11 protein-coding genes are annotated in these 15,802 nt (G+C 58.9%); 3 read left to right on the plus strand and 8 right to left on the minus strand.

All coding sequences use genetic code 11. The annotated features are described in order from the left end of the window. Positions 1-43: 43 nt before the first annotated feature. Together J0G10_RS09730 and J0G10_RS09735 are read left to right on the plus strand one after the other, a co-directional pair. On the plus strand, positions 44-4,690 hold the full coding sequence (locus tag J0G10_RS09730; protein WP_220558354.1) for an RHS repeat-associated core domain-containing protein: 4,647 nt from the start codon (positions 44-46) through the stop codon (positions 4,688-4,690). Beyond that, on the plus strand, positions 4,680-4,994 hold the full coding sequence (locus J0G10_RS09735) for a contact-dependent growth inhibition system immunity protein (RefSeq protein WP_099758414.1): 315 nt from the start codon (positions 4,680-4,682) through the stop codon (positions 4,992-4,994). The genes J0G10_RS09730 and J0G10_RS09735 overlap by 11 nt, the downstream gene beginning before the upstream one ends. Positions 4,995-5,089: 95 nt before the next feature. Here the strand turns inward: J0G10_RS09735 and J0G10_RS09740 are convergent, their stop codons facing one another. Next, a complete protein-coding gene (locus J0G10_RS09740) occupies positions 5,090-6,880 on the minus strand; it encodes a bifunctional diguanylate cyclase/phosphodiesterase (RefSeq protein ID WP_220558355.1) in 1,791 nt (596 codons plus the stop codon). A 134-nt stretch (positions 6,881-7,014) separates the two neighbouring features. Then, positions 7,015-9,099 carry a carboxy terminal-processing peptidase gene (locus J0G10_RS09745; protein WP_177409296.1) on the minus strand — a complete coding sequence of 695 codons (2,085 nt, stop codon included), beginning with the start codon at positions 9,097-9,099 and terminating at the stop codon, positions 7,015-7,017. Between the two features lie 138 nt (positions 9,100-9,237). On the opposite strand from J0G10_RS09745, the gene J0G10_RS09750 reads away from it, so the two are divergent. Then, positions 9,238-10,200: a zinc-binding dehydrogenase gene (locus J0G10_RS09750; RefSeq protein WP_095050905.1), complete on the plus strand. Its 963-nt coding sequence runs from the start codon at positions 9,238-9,240 to the stop codon at positions 10,198-10,200. Positions 10,201-10,345: 145 nt separating this feature from the next. Here the strand turns inward: J0G10_RS09750 and J0G10_RS09755 are convergent, their stop codons facing one another. The 6 genes from J0G10_RS09755 to J0G10_RS09780 all read right to left on the minus strand — a co-directional run bounded on the left by J0G10_RS09755 (position 10,346) and on the right by J0G10_RS09780 (position 15,704). Beyond that, positions 10,346-10,999 (minus strand): HAD family hydrolase, encoded by a 654-nt coding sequence (locus tag J0G10_RS09755; protein ID WP_095124942.1) that lies wholly within the window; start codon positions 10,997-10,999, stop codon positions 10,346-10,348. A gap of 34 nt (positions 11,000-11,033) precedes the next feature. Continuing rightward, on the minus strand, positions 11,034-12,023 hold the full coding sequence (locus tag J0G10_RS09760; RefSeq protein ID WP_220558356.1) for an ABC transporter ATP-binding protein: 990 nt from the start codon (positions 12,021-12,023) through the stop codon (positions 11,034-11,036). After that, positions 12,020-12,820: an ABC transporter permease gene (locus J0G10_RS09765; RefSeq protein ID WP_038367024.1), complete on the minus strand. Its 801-nt coding sequence runs from the start codon at positions 12,818-12,820 to the stop codon at positions 12,020-12,022. The genes J0G10_RS09760 and J0G10_RS09765 overlap by 4 nt, the downstream gene beginning before the upstream one ends. Continuing rightward, the gene (locus J0G10_RS09770; RefSeq protein WP_410479219.1) at positions 12,807-13,643 is read right to left on the minus strand and encodes an ABC transporter permease; all 837 of its coding nucleotides are present in this window, start codon (positions 13,641-13,643) and stop codon (positions 12,807-12,809) included. Before J0G10_RS09770 ends, J0G10_RS09765 begins: the two co-directional genes overlap by 14 nt. 5 nt (positions 13,644-13,648) lie before the next feature. Next, positions 13,649-14,455 (minus strand): alkaline phosphatase family protein, encoded by an 807-nt coding sequence (locus J0G10_RS09775; protein ID WP_127926394.1) that lies wholly within the window; start codon positions 14,453-14,455, stop codon positions 13,649-13,651. 181 nt (positions 14,456-14,636) lie between these two features. Then, a complete protein-coding gene (locus J0G10_RS09780) occupies positions 14,637-15,704 on the minus strand; it encodes an ABC transporter substrate-binding protein (protein ID WP_007916337.1) in 1,068 nt (355 codons plus the stop codon). Positions 15,705-15,802: the final 98 nt, after the last annotated feature.

Genomic DNA, 15,802 nt, shown 5'->3' on the forward strand with positions numbered 1-15,802 from the left:
TTGATCCGCTTATCCAGTCCACTTCGCCCACCCGCGTGCGTTGATGGACGCCGTCACCCGCATCGAGCAAGCACTCGACAGCTTTCCCGACACCCTCAGCGTTTACCGCGAACAGCTCAAACATTGGGCCAGTCGCGCGGCGGACGAGGTCAGCCACGCGGCGGATCTGCCGTCACTGATGGGCATGGAGCGGATCATTCGCTTCGGCTCCGATAGCACTGCCGTCAGCAGCACCGACAACGCGTTTTTCTCCGGTGTCGTCCAGTGCCCGAAGAGTGGCCCGATGCTGATCGAGAGCAAATTCGAGTCGGTCTACGACATTCCGCTGGGCAACATCGTGGTCGATGTGATCGCCATGGACAGTGGCGAAACCACCCCCATCACCCTTGATGCGCAAGGCAAAGGCTCATTCAAAGGAATACCTGGCAAGTTCTACCGGGTGCAGGTGCACAGCGCTGTCACTTCGGGTCAGGTCGAGGACCTGTTCAAAGCCTATGACGGCCTGACCGCGGAGCTGGATGGCTGGCTGCGCAGTGAATGGCAGAGTTTCAAGCCACAGTGGTCGCAGTCGGTGGCGACGGCGGCGGGCAACGGCATGCTGGCCGGGAGTTGGGCGGCGATCGAGGGCGTGTGGGACAGCATTGGTTTGCTCTCGGACATCCTCAAGGATCCCGGTCAGTTTGCTGAGCGCTTGGGCAGTGGCGCGGCGGATCTGATCGAGCTGGCGAAAACCGCGCCCGAGGTCATGGAGAAGCTGCAACTGCTGGTCAGTGACGAGGCGGCGCTGTGTCTATTGCTGCGCACTGCCAGCTTTTGGCTGGAGATGCTGCCACCCAGTGAAATCGCCGGCAAAACTGCTGAAGCGGCGTCGATGATGATGGTCCAGTTGCTCATCGATGTGCTGATCAGCGTCGTCTTGACGTTCGTCAGTGGTGGCGCAGGCATCGCTTATCTGACGCTGCGTCTGGCGGATCGCGCCGTGCAATTGCTCTCGGCGGTAAAGCGTTTGGTGAAGGCGATGTTTGGCATCGTCGAAGGGTTCATCAAATACGTCGATCAATACAAAACCGTTGCCGCCCGTGGCATCGCCGCCGGGGTGAAAAAAGGCCGGATGCAATTGCGCTGGGATGCGCAGCGCAACACCTTGTTGAAGAAAGACGAGCATCACGACGACTCGCCGGATCAGGCGAAAAACCCCAACGGCGACAGCGCCGATTGCGTGCCGCGCACCTGCACCAACGGCTGCCCGGTGTCGATGGTCACCGGCGAAGAACTGCTGACCCTGAACGATGCGCTGCTCGATGGCGTGTTGCCGTTTGAGTTCACCCGCCTGTATCGCTCCAGCGCCGCCGAAATCGATGTCGGGTTGGGGTTTGGCTGGAGTCATTCGCTGGCGCATCGGCTGGAATTTGCCGGCGACGAGGTTGTTTGGGTCGATCACGAAAACCGGCGTACCCGTTTTCCGTTGCCGAGCGTTGAGCGGCCGGCGATTCACAACAGTTTGTCGCGGGCGGCGATTTTTCTGGGCGATGAGCCGGAAGAGCTGATCCTCGCACTGGCCGGGGACACCGCGCGGTTTTATCACTTTCGCGCGGGACGGCTGACGGCGATCAGCGATGCCTATGGCAATCGTCTGACGGTGCAGCGTGATCGCTCTGACCGGGTGCAGCGCCTGGACAACGGCGCCGGGCGTTCGCTGCTGTTGCGCTATGAGCAGGCGCAGTTGGTCGGGGTCGATTACCAGGTGTTTCGCGACGGTGCCTGGAGCACTGAACAAGCGCTGGTCAGTTACCGCTACGACGCCTACCGGCACCTGATCGAAGCGACCAACGCCGTCGGTGACAGCGAGCGCTACGACTACGACGACGCTCACGTGATTCTGCAGCGGCAACTGGCCGGTGGCGCGAGCTTCTTCTGGGAGTGGGAACGGTCGGGCAAAGCTGCCCGTTGCGTGCGCCACTGGGCATCGTTTTCGCAGATGGACACGCGTTACGTCTGGAACGACGACGGCAGCGTGGCGGTGCATTACGTCGACGGCACTGAAGAGACCTACGTCCACGACGAGCGTGCGCGGCTGGTGCGCAAGGTCGAGGCCGATGGCGGCGAACAGCTCAAGGCTTATGACGCCTCGGGGCGGCTGATCGCCGAGCAGGATGCGTTAGGCGCTGTCACTGAATACCGCTACGACGAAGTCGGACGGCTGATCGCGCTGATTCCACCGGATGAGGCGCCCACGTCCTACGAGTATCGCAACGGTTTCCTGCATCGACGTTCGCGCGGCGAGGCGGTGTGGATCTACCGGCGCAATGCCGAGGGCGATGTCACCGAAGCGGTCGACCCCGACGGCCAGGTTACTCATTACTACTACGACACCCGGGGCCAGTTGCTGTCGATCCGCTACCCGGACAGCAGCCGGCATCGGCTGGTCTGGAATAGCCTCGGCCAGTTGACCGAAGAGACCTTGCCCGACGGTGGCGTGCGGCGCTTTTCCTACGATGCACTGGGGCGGCGGACCACGACTGCGGACGAACACGGTGCGGTCACCCGTCAGCATTGGGACGCGCTTGGCCGACTGATTCAGACGACTTTTCCTACCGGCAGCACCCGCGCCTACAGCTACAGCGCCTACGGTCAGGTCACCGCCGAGCGCGATGAACTCGGGCGTATTACCCGTTATGAGTATGACGACGATCTGCACCTGGTTTCGCGGCGGATCAACCCCGACGGCACGCGGGTGCAGTACCGTTACGACCATGCGCAACTGCTGCTCACCGAGATCGAAAACGAATCCGGGGAAAAGTATCGGCTGGATTACACGCCGACCGGGCTGATTCGTCAGGAAAGCGGTTTTGATGGTCGGCGTACCGCGTACGCCTATGACCTCAATGGGCATCTGCTGGAAAAGACCGAGTTCGGTGATGACGGCTCTTGTTTGGTCACCGCTTATGAGCGCGATGCTGCCGGGCGTTTGCTGGTTAAAACTTTGCCCGACGGGATCAAGGTTTCCTATCAATACGACCGCCTCGGCCGACTGGTCGGTGTCGACGACGGCCAGCAACATCCTTTGGCCTTCGAGTACGACCGTCAGGACCGGCTGATCACCGAGCATCAGGGCTGGGGCACCCTGCGTTACCGCTACGACGCCTGCGGCCAGCTCAAACGCATGCGTCTGCCGGACAACAGCGTGCTCGACTACCGCCACGCCAAGGGCGGCGCACTGAGCGGGATTGACCTCAACGGCACGCCGCTGACCCGCCATGTCTACCAGTCCGGTCGCGAACTGCAACGCCAACAAGGTCTGCTGCTCAGCGAATACTCCTACGACGATCAAGGACGATTACTCGCCCACGCCGTAGGCCATCAGCGCGATGCGTTGTACCGCCGCGATTATGCCTACAGCGCCAACGGCAATCTCGCGCACATCGCCGACAGCCGCCACGGCCAGCGCACCTACGGCTACGACGCCCTCGACCGGCTGATCCGCGTACGCCACTCACGTGACGAACTACCGGAAAGCTTCGCCCACGACCCGGCCGGCAACCTGCTGATGCAGGACCGCCCTGGCCCGAGCCAGATAAAGGGCAATCGCCTGCTGATGCAAGGCGATCGTCATTACGACTACGACGCCTTCGGCAACCTGATCCGCGAACGTCGCGGCCGCGCACAGACACTCGTCACTGAATACCGCTACGACTGCCAGCACCGCCTGATCGGCCTGACCCGCCCGGACGGCCAGACCGCCAGTTACCAATACGACGCCTTCGGCCGGCGTATCCGCAAAACCGTCAACGGCGAAACCACCGAATTCTTCTGGCAAGGCGACCACCTCGTCGCCGAAAGCAGCGAAAACGAATACCGCAGCTACGTCTACGAACCCGGCACCTTCCGCCCGCTGGCGCTGCTCGACGGTAAAGGCCCGAAAAAGGCCTGCCCGTTCTACTACCAACTCGACCACCTCGGCACCCCGCAGGAACTCACCGACTACAGCGGCGACATCGTCTGGTCCGCGCAATACGACGCCTACGGCAAAGTCGCCGCGCTGACCCTGGCTGGCGACGACTACCTGAACCAGCCGCTGCGTTTTCAGGGGCAGTACTTCGATGCGGAAAGTGGCCTGCATTACAACCGCCATCGGTATTACGACCCGCGGCTGGGGCGGTATCTGACGCCGGACCCAATCAAGTTGGCGGGTGGGCTGAATCAGTACCAGTACGTGCCGAATCCGACGGGGTGGGTGGATCCGTTGGGGTTAGCTTGCACTCCGTGCCCTGGAGCGATACAGGCAGATGGGCCCTATAGTGAAATTGTTCCAGGTGGGGGATTAGAGGCCCACGAGTCTCGAGGTGGACATGCTATTGCAAGACATGTCAATAGATCGGAGGCTCAACTGAGAGCTAGACTAATGGCTGAGCCGAACATACCTATTGCGTCAACATTTCTTAATAGGGCAGAGGCTGAAGCTGCACTCTCGAATGTTATCAGGAACAACAAAGTCGATATTGATAATTTTCTAGCAGGTAACGCAAGTAAATTTGTGATCAATGAGCGAGTGTCTGCTCCTGCTGGTGTGGGTGTTCTGAGACAGAGTGGAACACTAGAACCGTTGTTTAGTATTAGATTAGTGCTGCGACGGGATGCAACTTCACCACTTGGTTACTTTATTTTGACGGGTTTTGTAAATGACAACTGAAGATTTTCCTAGCCTTTTCCAGTTTCTCGGAGCCTATTTTCATGAGGATTGGATGTGTGAGTTTGCCTTCGCAGATGATGTTGTCAGATCTTTCTTAGCCGATTCAGACTGTAGCGCAGTGGAGAGAGTGATAACGGAAATCGATGCCTTGCTGGCGATGAATATGACAGAAAATAAGTTTCGAGATTTCTTACTGAAGGAAATTGGATGTTGTTACTGCTATTGGCATGACTGGCAAGACGGAAATGCGTGGTTAAAGCACATTTCTGTACTTTTCAGAGAAGCTTCACGCAGTAACATTTAGGTGTTCCTGGATGAGCCTTCATCATTTTTGATCTACAGAGATATTGGTTTGTAAGTTGTCACTTCGCTAGCAAGTCCGCTCCCACAGGGTGCAAGTCAACGTTGTCCGATTAACTGTGGTGAATGGACGTCGGGAGTGGAAAGACTATCAATCACATGCACGCTATACCCCGGAATATTCTTCGCATGATGCTTCGCCTGGGAAGCCATTTCCGCGAGTTGACTGGCATCCAGCTGTGCGCAGGCTTCGGGGTGTAGGTGCACCACACCGATGGACAGTGACAACAGCGGAAACTCCTGCCGCACCCCTTGGCGATTCGGCGCAATAAAACATCCCGCCTCAAGGTGTTCAGGGCGATAGAAGCGTCGGCACTGGCTCTGGAAGTCATCAAGCAGTTGATTGACACGTTTGCGCCAGTCTTCCGGGCCGAGGACGAGCAGGAAGTCGTCGCCGCCAATATGGCCCACGAAGTCGCGGCTCGGGTCGACGCGCTCGTTGAGGCATTGCGCCAAACACAGCAAAACTTCATCACCACGCCCGTAGCCATAAATGTCGTTGAAGGGTTTGAAACTGTCGATGTCGACGTAGCAGATGACCGACTCGCGCCCCTGCTGCAGCAACCGCGTCAGGCATTGCTGGATCGGCACATTCCCCGGCAACAAAGTCAGCGGATTGGCATACCGCGCCTGTTGAATCTTCAGCTCGGTAATCAGTTTGAGTACGTCGATCACCCGGCCAAGACCCAGGTAGCCGCCGTTAAGAGTAATGATGAAGTCTTCTTCGATGCGTTGCCGCGCGCGGCTGGTGATCAGGCGGCTGACTTGTTGCAGCGACTGGCTCATTTCCACGGCGAGGAAATCGTCGTTCATCAGACGGCTGATCGGTTTACGCGCGAACAGGTCGGTGGCGAACGGTTTGAGCAACGCATCCGACAATGAGTGGCGGTGGACGATGCCGCAGGGTTGACCTTGTTCGTCGAGTACTGCCAGTGAGTTGAGGTTGGCCTGGCGGCGGAAGGCCTCCAGCACGTTGGCGGTGGGTGTGTCGCGGTGCACGGCCGGTTGGTCGTTGAGCAGGGCGCTGAGGTCGCTGCCTTCGTCGTTCAGCGCAACGCTGCTGCTGTCGTGTTTGGGCATCAAGGCGCGGGCGTCGCGGGGCGGATGTTCCTGAGGACGACCGAGCAAGTAACCCTGCACCAGATCGACACCCATTTCCGTCAGCACCGCGAGTTCTTCTGGCAGTTCGATGCCTTCGGCGATGACTTGTGCGCGAGAGGCTTTGGCGATTTGCAGGATCGAGCCGACGAACTCTCTCTTCAGCGCGTCCTGATGAATGCCATCGATGAAGTGTCTATCGATCTTCACGTAGTCCGGGCGCAGCTCCGACCACAGACGCAGGCTGGAATAGCCGGCACCGAGATCATCCAGTGCAATGGAAAAACCCATCGCTCGATAGTGATGCAAGGCGGTTTGCAGCAACTGGAAATCGTCGATGGGCGTCTGTTCGGTCAGTTCGATGACCACCTGACTGGGCGGAATGCCGAAATCCTGCAGCAACTGCAATGTGCGCCCCGGTTGGTGGGCGGCTTCAAGTAAGGATTCCGGCGAGACGTTGAGGAACAGTTTGCCCGGCAGTTGTTGCTCGTTGAAGCGACGGCAAGCGCTTTGGCGGCAGGCGATTTCCAGCTCGCTCAAACGCCCGGCCTGACGGGCCACGGCGAACAGCGCGATCGGCGAGTGAAGAGGGCTGTTGGAAGGGCCGCGCGTGAGCGCTTCGTAGCCGAGAATGCGCCGTTCCGAGAGACAAATGATCGGTTGGAACAGGCTGTGTAAACCGCTTTGAGTCAGGATCGAGCTCAAGGCACTCAGCTGTTCGGTCGTGGTCATGGCAATCTCTGGCGATAAAAAAAGGACTGGGAGCGTTCTCGATGAAGAGAATGGCTCCCAGTCCTTTATTGCACGACAGAATGATGACTGTTTGATGACGATCCGGGGATCGTCAGCACTAAATTGCCATCACCTTACTTCTTGGCCACCTGATTGCTCAGCTTCAGGTAATCCAGCAGCACGCGCCCGGTTTCGCTCAGGTAGGCATCGTCCTCCGGTTTGACCTTGTCCGGGTCAGCGGCCGCAAGAGCGTCTTCGTCTTCTTTCTTCAGCTCTTTAAGCGGCTCTTCGCCTTTGGCTTTGCGACGGATGTTTTCCATCGTCAGTTGCTTGGCGTCGATGTCGTTGTGCTGGGCACGGCGTTCGGCTTCGTTGAGGCTGACGGTTTTTTCTTCCATCAGTTTCTGCGCCAGGGCGAGCTTGTCACGGATGAACACGAACTCGGCATCCTTGGCGGTGCGCGTGTCATGCTCGGACTTGAGCTGCGCCAGGAACGGCTTGAACGGATCGGCCGCCGGTTTGATCGCTGCGCGGATGGTGTCCCACGGCATGGCTTCCGGCAGTGCGCTCTCGCCGATTTCCTTGGTGTCGATCAGCGACGGGTAGTCGATGTCCGGCAACACGCCCTGATGCTGGGTGCTCTGACCGGAAACCCGGTAGAACTTGGCCAGAGTCAGCTTCAGTTCGCCATGGTTCAGCGGCTGAATGGTCTGCACGGTGCCTTTACCGAAGGTCTGGCCACCGATGATCAGCGCGCGGTGGTAGTCCTGCATGGCGCCGGCGAAGATCTCCGAAGCCGAGGCGGACAAGCGGTTGACCAGCAACGCCATCGGACCTTTGTAGAACGCGCCCGGGTTTTCATCTTCGAGGACGTCGACACGGCCATCGGCATTACGCACGAGGACGGTCGGCCCCTTGTCGATAAACAGACTGGTCAGCTCCGTGGCTTCCTGCAGGGAACCGCCGCCGTTGTTGCGCAGGTCGATGACCACGCCGTCGACTTTGTCTTTCTGCAGTTCGGTCAGCAGTTTCTTGACGTCGCGAGTGGTGCTCTTGTAGTCCGGATCACCAGCGCGGAACGCCTTGAAGTCGAGGTAGAAGGCCGGGATCTCGATCACGCCGAGTTTGTAGTCCTTGCCGTCCTGTTTCAGGTTGAGCACGGACTTCTTCACGGCCTGGTCTTCAAGCTTCACCGCTTCACGGGTGATCGGCACGATCTTGGTGGTCTGGTCGTTCGGCGCATTGCTTGCCGGAATCACTTCCAGACGCACCACGGTGCCTTTCGGGCCACGGATCAGCTTGACCACTTCGTCCAGACGCCAGCCGACCACGTCGACCATCTCTTTGTTGCCTTGGGCAACACCGATGATCTTGTCGGCCGGGGCAACCTGTTTGGTCTTGTCAGCCGGGCCTGCCGGCACCAGACGCACGACCTTGACCTGGTCGTTGTCGCTCTGCAACACGGCACCGATGCCCTCGAGGGACAGGCTCATGTTGATGTCGAAGTTTTCCGCGTTATCCGGCGACAGATAGTTGGTGTGCGGATCGTACGACATGGCGAAGGTGTTGATGTACGCCTGGAAGATATCTTCCGGACGGGTCTGGTCCAGGCGCGCCAACTGGTTCTTGTAGCGTTTGGTCAGGGTTTCCTGGATCTGCTTCGGCTCTTTGCCGGCGATCTTCATCCGCAGCACTTCGTCCTTGACGCGTTTGCGCCACAGGTCGTCGAGTTCAGCGGTGGATTTGAGCCAAGGTGCGTCCTTGCGATCAATCAGCAAGGTCTCCTTGGTGGTGAAGTCCATCTTGTCGACGCCTTTGTTCAGCTCGGCAAGGGCGAAGTCCAGACGCGACTTTACGCGGTCCAGATAGCGCTTGTAGATGGTGAACCCGGCGTTGAGGTCGCCGCTTTTGAGGAAGTCGTCGAACTGGGTCTTCCACTTGTCGAATTCGGTGATGTCGCTGGCCATGAAGTAGCTGCGCGACGGATCCAGCAGCTTGAGGTAGCTGTCGTAGATGATCACCGAGCGCGCATCGTCGAGCGGCGGCTTGCTGTAGTGGTGACGCTTGAGCAACTCGACGACGTTCAGGCTGGCGATGACTTCATCGCGATCAGGCTGCAACTTGTCCCAGCTGTTGGCTGCGAATGTAGTGCCCGACACCGGCAACAAACCGATACCGATGAAAAGAGCGAGGGCGGTGCTGGGGAGCAAATGCTTCATGCTGATTCGACGCGGGGACAATTGATAACGCATATTAGGCCGTCTTTGAAGTCGCCGGTTCTACGAGAGCCGGTCGCATAATGCAAAAAGCCCGGCGCTACAGCTTCGGGCTCAGTCCAGACTCACTATGGAGGCACTGTGAAGGCATTGCAAGGCGTTGACGGTCAAGTGGCATGGGTTGAAGAGCCGAGTCCTACGTGCGATGTAGGACAAGTCCGCATCCGAGTGGCGGCAGCGGGCCTCAATCGCGCCGATTTATTACAGAAAGCAGGGCTTTATCCGCCCCCACCAGGTGCCAGCCAAGTGCTCGGTCTTGAGTGCTCCGGGGTGATCAGCGAGGTCGGCGCCGGCAGTGCCTGGCAGGTTGGCGATAGGGTTTGCGCCTTGTTGGCCGGGGGCGGGATGGCCGAAGAGGTAGTCGTCGACGGCCGGCATGTGCTGCCGGTTCCCGAAGGCGTCTCGCTGATCGAGGCCGCCGCATTGCCTGAGGTTTATGCAACAGTCTGGCTGAATGTGTTTCAACTTGCGGCGCTCAAACCGGGTGAGAAAGTTCTCCTGCATGCCGGCGCAAGTGGAATCGGTTCAGCCGCCATTCAGTTGTGCAAGGCGTTCGGCAATCCATGTTGGGTAAGCGTCGGTTCGGCCGAGCGTTTGGCCTACTGTGAGGCGCTGGGTGCGCAGGGCGGGGTGCTGCGCACCGATGATCTGGAGAGCCTGCGTGATTTCGGGCCGTTCAATGTGATTCTCGATCCGGTCGGCGGCAATTATTCGGCGCTGAACCTCAAACTGATGGCGCTGGACGGCCGTTGGGTGTTGATCGGTTTGATGGGTGGCCGTGAGGCCAAACTGGATCTGGCGCAGGTCTTGGCCAAGCGTGTGCAACTGCTGGGCTCGACGTTGCGCAGTCGTGACGATCAGTTCAAGGCGGATCTGTTGAGTGATCTGGGCCAGCAGGTGTGGCCGTTGTTTGCCGAAGGGCGGTTGAGTCCGCAGTTGGCCAAGGCGTTTGCGGTGAAGGATGCCGAGGCGGCGTTTACGGAGCTGGCGAGCAACAAGGTGGCTGGCAAACTGGTGTTGGTGATTGACGAAAGTCTGAGCTGAGACCAGGGCAAAAAGCCCCTCACCCTAACCCTCTCCCAAAGGGAGAGGGGACTGACTGAGTTGTTCTGTCGAGGTACATCGACCTGACACATGGTGTCGAACTCGGGTTCGGAATGTCAGCCTGCAATTGCAGATTAAATCTTTGTCATTTCCACAGGTGGATTGGCCAGCCGGCTTTTTCGGCGTGCTCCAGAAGCACTGGATCCGGATTCACCACGTGTGGGAAATCCACCTTCAGCAACAACGGCAAATCATTACGCGAGTCGGAATAGAAACTCGCACCCTCCAGGTTTTCCTCTTCAGCATCCAGCCATTCCAGCAAACGCGTGATCTTGCCTTCGCGGTAGGTCAGGGTGCCGACGGTGTGGCCGCTGTAAACGCCATGGGCGACTTCCAGTTCAATCCCCAGAACTTCATCAATGCCCAATCGATCGGCAATCGGTCTGACCAGATGCGTGCCCGACGCCGAGATCACCAGAATCCGGTCTCCCGCCTTGCGGTGGGCGGCGATGGTCTTGGTCGCGTCGCTGAAGATGATCGGTTCGATAAAGTCTTCCACCCACGGCCCGACCAGATGATCGACTTCTTCTGGCGTACGGCCGATCAGCGGTTCGAGGCTGAACTCCATGTACTCTTCCATGCGCAATTTGCCATGGCTGTAGGCGTCCATCAGTTCGTTGTTCTTGCGCATGAACGACTCGGGATCGACCCAGCCCAGGCGCCCCATCTGCTCGCTCCAGAGGGTGGCGCAGTCGCCGTGGATCAACGTTTCGTCCAGATCAAAAATTGCCAGGGCCATCAGTGCAGTTCTCTCTTCAACGTCAGCAAAGTCATCAGGCTACCTCACACAGGGCCGTTGGATCGATGGAAAGTGCCAGTCGCTGACCGTCGGGATGCAGATCGGCCGCCGAGCGGTTAAGCACATCCACCACCAGTTCTACGCCGCGCGCTTCGATCCGGTAGCGGATGACATTGCCGAGCAGGCTGTGGCTGCGGATCTGCGCGTCGAGTTCGCCGTTGAGGCTCAATTCGATGGCTTCCGGGCGAATGGCAATGCGGTGGTTGATCGGGCGCTGCAACAGCTTCGACGCGTCGTCGGCATCGAGCAGGTTGTAGTTGCCGATGAAGCCTGCGGCGAATACATCGACCGGCGCGGTGTACAGTGTTTCGGCATCGCCGCTCTGGACGATTTTTCCCTGATTCATCAGGAAAATCCGGTCAGACATGGTCAGCGCTTCTTCCTGATCGTGGGTGACGAAAATAGTGGTCAGGCCGAGTTCGCGCTGGATCTGGCGGATCTGTTCGCGCAGGTGCTTACGAATCCGTGCATCGAGGGCCGACAGCGGCTCGTCCAGCAGCAACAAACGCGGACGGGTGACCAGCGAACGGGCGAGGGCCACGCGCTGACATTGGCCACCGGACAGTTGATGTGGATAGCGGCTGGCGAAGTCGTTCAGTTCAACAAGTTTCAACACCTCGGAAACGCGTTTATGGCTGTCGTCGGCATTGACCTTCTGCATGCGCAAACCGAAGGCAACGTTCTGCTCGACGGTCATGTTGGGGAACAGCGCATAGCTCTGAAACACCATGCCGATCCCGCGTTTCTGTGGGCTCAACGGCACGATGTCGACGCCATCCAGCAGGATCTTGCCGCCATCCACTGGCGTCAGTCCGGCAATGCAACGCAGCAGGGTGGACTTGCCGCAACCGGACGGGCCGAGCAGGGTGACGAACTCGCCCTTGTTGATTTCGCAGTCGATATCGCTGAACACGGTGGTGCCGGCGTAGCTTTTCTGCAGGTGTCGGACGCTGACATAGCTCATTCGCTTTTGTCCTTGTTCAAGATGTTGGCGATCCAGGTCAGGACCAGCACGAAAAAGAAATACGAGATGACCAGCGCACTGGTGAAGTGACCGCTGCTGTTGCGCATGTTGTTCAGATAAACCTGCAGGGTTTCGTAGCGCGTGCCGACCAGAATGTTGGCGAAAACGAACTCCCCGAACAGGAACGAGAACGACAGCAGCAACGCGACCATCAGGCCTTTGCGCAGATTCGGCAGCACCACCAGAAACGCCGCTTGAAAGGTGCTGGCGCCAAGCAGTTGCGCAGCGTCCATCAGGTCGCGCAGGTTGATCGCTTGCAGATTGTTGGTGATCGCCCGGTACATAAACGGCAGGGCCACGGTGAAGTAGCAGCCGATCAGAATCCACGGCGTGCCGACCATCGCCATCGGCCCGGAACCGTAAAGTTGCAACAGTCCCACCGAAGACACCACCGGCGGCACTGCGAAGGGCAGCAGGATGAGGATGTTCATCAGCGCATCGAGTTTCGGAAAGTGGTAATGCACCACGAACAGCAGCGGCAGGATCAGCACCACCGACAGCACCAGCGCGCCAACGCAGACCAGCAATGACTGGCCGAATGCGTGCAGGAAACGCGGATCGCTCCACAACTGGATGTACCACTTGAAGGTAAAACCGCTGGGCAGGATGGTCGCCGACCAACTGCTGGCGATCGAATAAATCAGCGTTCCCACGAGTGGCAGCAAGAGGATGGCAAACAGCAGGTAAACCACGACGCGGTGGTAGAGGCCGGCCGGGCCGGATTCAGCGCGAGACATGGTAGCTCCTCTTCAACAGCAGTTGATGCACGACGGTGACGATGGTCATCAGCGCCACCAGCACCACGGCCAGAGCGCTGGCCAGATTCGGGTCGAGGGAAATGTCGCCGGAGACCATCGCTGCAATCCGGATCGGCAGGACGTTGAAGTTGCCCGTCGTCAGTGCATACACCGTGGCGTAGGCACCGAGGGCGTTGGCCAGCAGGATCACGAACGTGCCGAGCAGCGCCGGGGTCAGCACCGGTAAGCCGATGTGGCGCCAGAATTGCCAGCCATTGGCGCCAAGCAGTGCGGCGGACTCGCGCCAGTCTTCACGCAAGGCGTCGAAGGCGGGATAGAGCAGCAGCACACCAAGGGGAATCTGGAAGTAGGTGTAGAGGATGATCAGCCCGGTTTTCGAGTACAGGTTGAAATCCTGAATGATCCCCGACTGCTTCAGCATGATCGTGATGCTGCCGTTGAAACCGAGCAGGATGATGAACGCGAAGGCCAAGGGTACGCCGGAAAAATTGCTGGTCATGTTGGCGAAGGCATTCACGAAATTGCGCAGTTTCGAATCGACCCGGCGCAGGGAATACGCACCCAGTACGGCAATGATGATGCCGAACACGCTCGACCAGAAACTGATTTCGAGGCTGTACTGGATCGCCTGCAAATAGAACTTCGAGCTGAAGATCTTGCTGAAGTTGGCCAAGCCCCAGCCGAATTCTTCTGATTGCAGGCTGCTGATCATCACCCAGGTCAGCGGAGCGATTTCGAAGACGATAAAGAACAGCGCGAAGGGCACCACGCACAGGGCTGCCAGCCATTTACCGCGAGTCATTGAGTTCACTTGAGCAACTCCCGGCACACCGGTTTGTCATGGGGCACGCCGAGCAGTTCGCAGACCGTGCCGCAGATTTCGGTCTGCTTCGGTGCGGCGTCAGCGTCGAGGCTGAACGCGTCACCGAGGACAAACAGCGGCACCTGACGCTCTTCCGGCAGCAGGCCGTTGTGCGAGCGATCGTTGTTCATGCCGTGGTCGGCGGTCACCAATACCTGATAGCCAGCGTCGAGCCAGTTCTGCAGATAGTCGGCGAGGATGATGTCGGCGAAGCGCGCGCTGTTGCGGTATTGCGAAGAGTCGAGGCCGTGTTTGTGCCCGGCGTCGTCGATGTTCATCGGGTGGATCAGCAGGAAATCCGGATCGTGGCGCAGGCGCAGGTTTTCCGCGTCGGCGAACAGGTGCGAGTCCGGGTAGTGATCGCTCCAGTAGAAATGCCCGTGCTGGATCGGCAGCGACAGATTGTCGGTGTGGCGGTCGCGTGCTGCCACGAACGGCGAACGGTTATACAACTCGCTAACCCAGTGATACGCCGCTGCAGCAGTCTTCAGACCGGCATCGCGGGCGTAGTGATAAATGCTGCGCTGATTGGACAAGCGCGAGACGTTGTTGTGGACGATGCCGCTGTCGATGGGCGGCACGCCGGTGAGGATGCATTCATAAAGCGGTCGGGACAGGGCCGGCAGTTCGCACTCCAACTGGTAGAGCGCGGCGCGTCCTGCGCCAACATAAGCCTGCAGATGCCCCATGGCGTGACGCGCGACCTCGTAGTTGAGGCCGTCGAGCACGACAAGGATGACGTTGTGCTTCATAGGGGCAAAAACTCCGCGAAACAGGAAATTTCAGATTCAGCCGAGATCCCCTGTGGGAGCGAGCCTGCTCGCGAATGCGGCAGATCATTCAACATTGATGTCGACTGACACGACGCCTTCGCGAGCAGGCTCGCTCCCACATTTGGATCTTCAACAGATCACGCAGTAGTGATAAGCCGGTTTATTTCATCTCTACGATGACTTCCTCGTTCCACTGCTGTGGCAGGGCCTTCGAAGTTTTTTCCCACGCATCGGCGTCTTTGATCGGGGTGACCTTTTTGTACTGCTCGTTCGGCAGCAGTTTGGCCTTCACGTCTTCCGGCAGTTGCAAGTGCTCGGCACGGATCGGGCGGGCGTTACCGCGGGCGAGGTTGGTCTGGCCGGCGTCGCTGAAGATGTATTCGCGGGTCAGCTTGGCGGCGTTGGGGTTTTTCGCGTACTTGTTGATGATCGTGGTGTAGCCGGAAATCACCGAACCGTCGGACGGGATCAGCACCACGTAGTCATCCGGGTTGGCCATCTTGGCCTTGTAGCTGAGGCCGTTGAAGTCCCAGACCACACCGACTTCGATCTCGCCTTTTTCCATGGTGGCGATGGTCGGGTTGGCCATCGACAGGCGACCCTGTTTGGCGATGTCGGCGAACAGCAGCAGCGCAGGCTTGATGTTTTTCTCGTCGCCACCGTTGGCCAGTGCCGCAGCGAGAACGCCGTTGGCGGCTTGGGCGGCGGTGCTCACGTCACCGATCGAGACTTTGTATTTGCCGCCCTTGAGGTCAGCCCATTTGGTTGGCACTTCGGAGCCGTGCAGCAGCTTTTTGTTGACGATGAAGGCGATGGTGCCGGTGTAGGCCAGCGCCCAGTTGCCGTCCTTGTCCTTGGCCCAGTCCGGGACCTGATCCCAGGTGCTTGGCTTGTACGGTTGCACCACGCCTTGCTTGACCGCGATCGGGCCGAAGGCCGCACCGACGTCGCCGATGTCAGCGGTGGCGTTGTCTTTCTCGGCGGCGAACTTGGCGATTTCCTGAGCCGAGCTCATGTCGGTGTCGATGTGCTTGAGGCCGTAGGTCTTGGCCAGGTCTTCCCAGGTGCCTTTCCAGTTGGCCCAATCATCGGGCATGCCGACGCTGTTGACGGCGCCTTCCGCTTTCGCAGCGGCTTCGAGGGTTTTCAGATCGGTGCCGGCCGCCATGGCGGAGGTGCACATTGCAATGGTCGAGCCTAACAGTGTTGCCAGGAAAAGCTGTTTCATTCCAAAGCTCCTTGGTCGTGTTCAACGCTGCGATTGCGGTGTGTGTTGGTCTAGGTCAGCAATACCTGAGCCAATTTAAGGGGGCTGGATGACACTTT

Source organism: Pseudomonas germanica, from assembly GCF_019614655.1.
Classification (GTDB): domain Bacteria; phylum Pseudomonadota; class Gammaproteobacteria; order Pseudomonadales; family Pseudomonadaceae; genus Aquipseudomonas; species Aquipseudomonas neuropathica.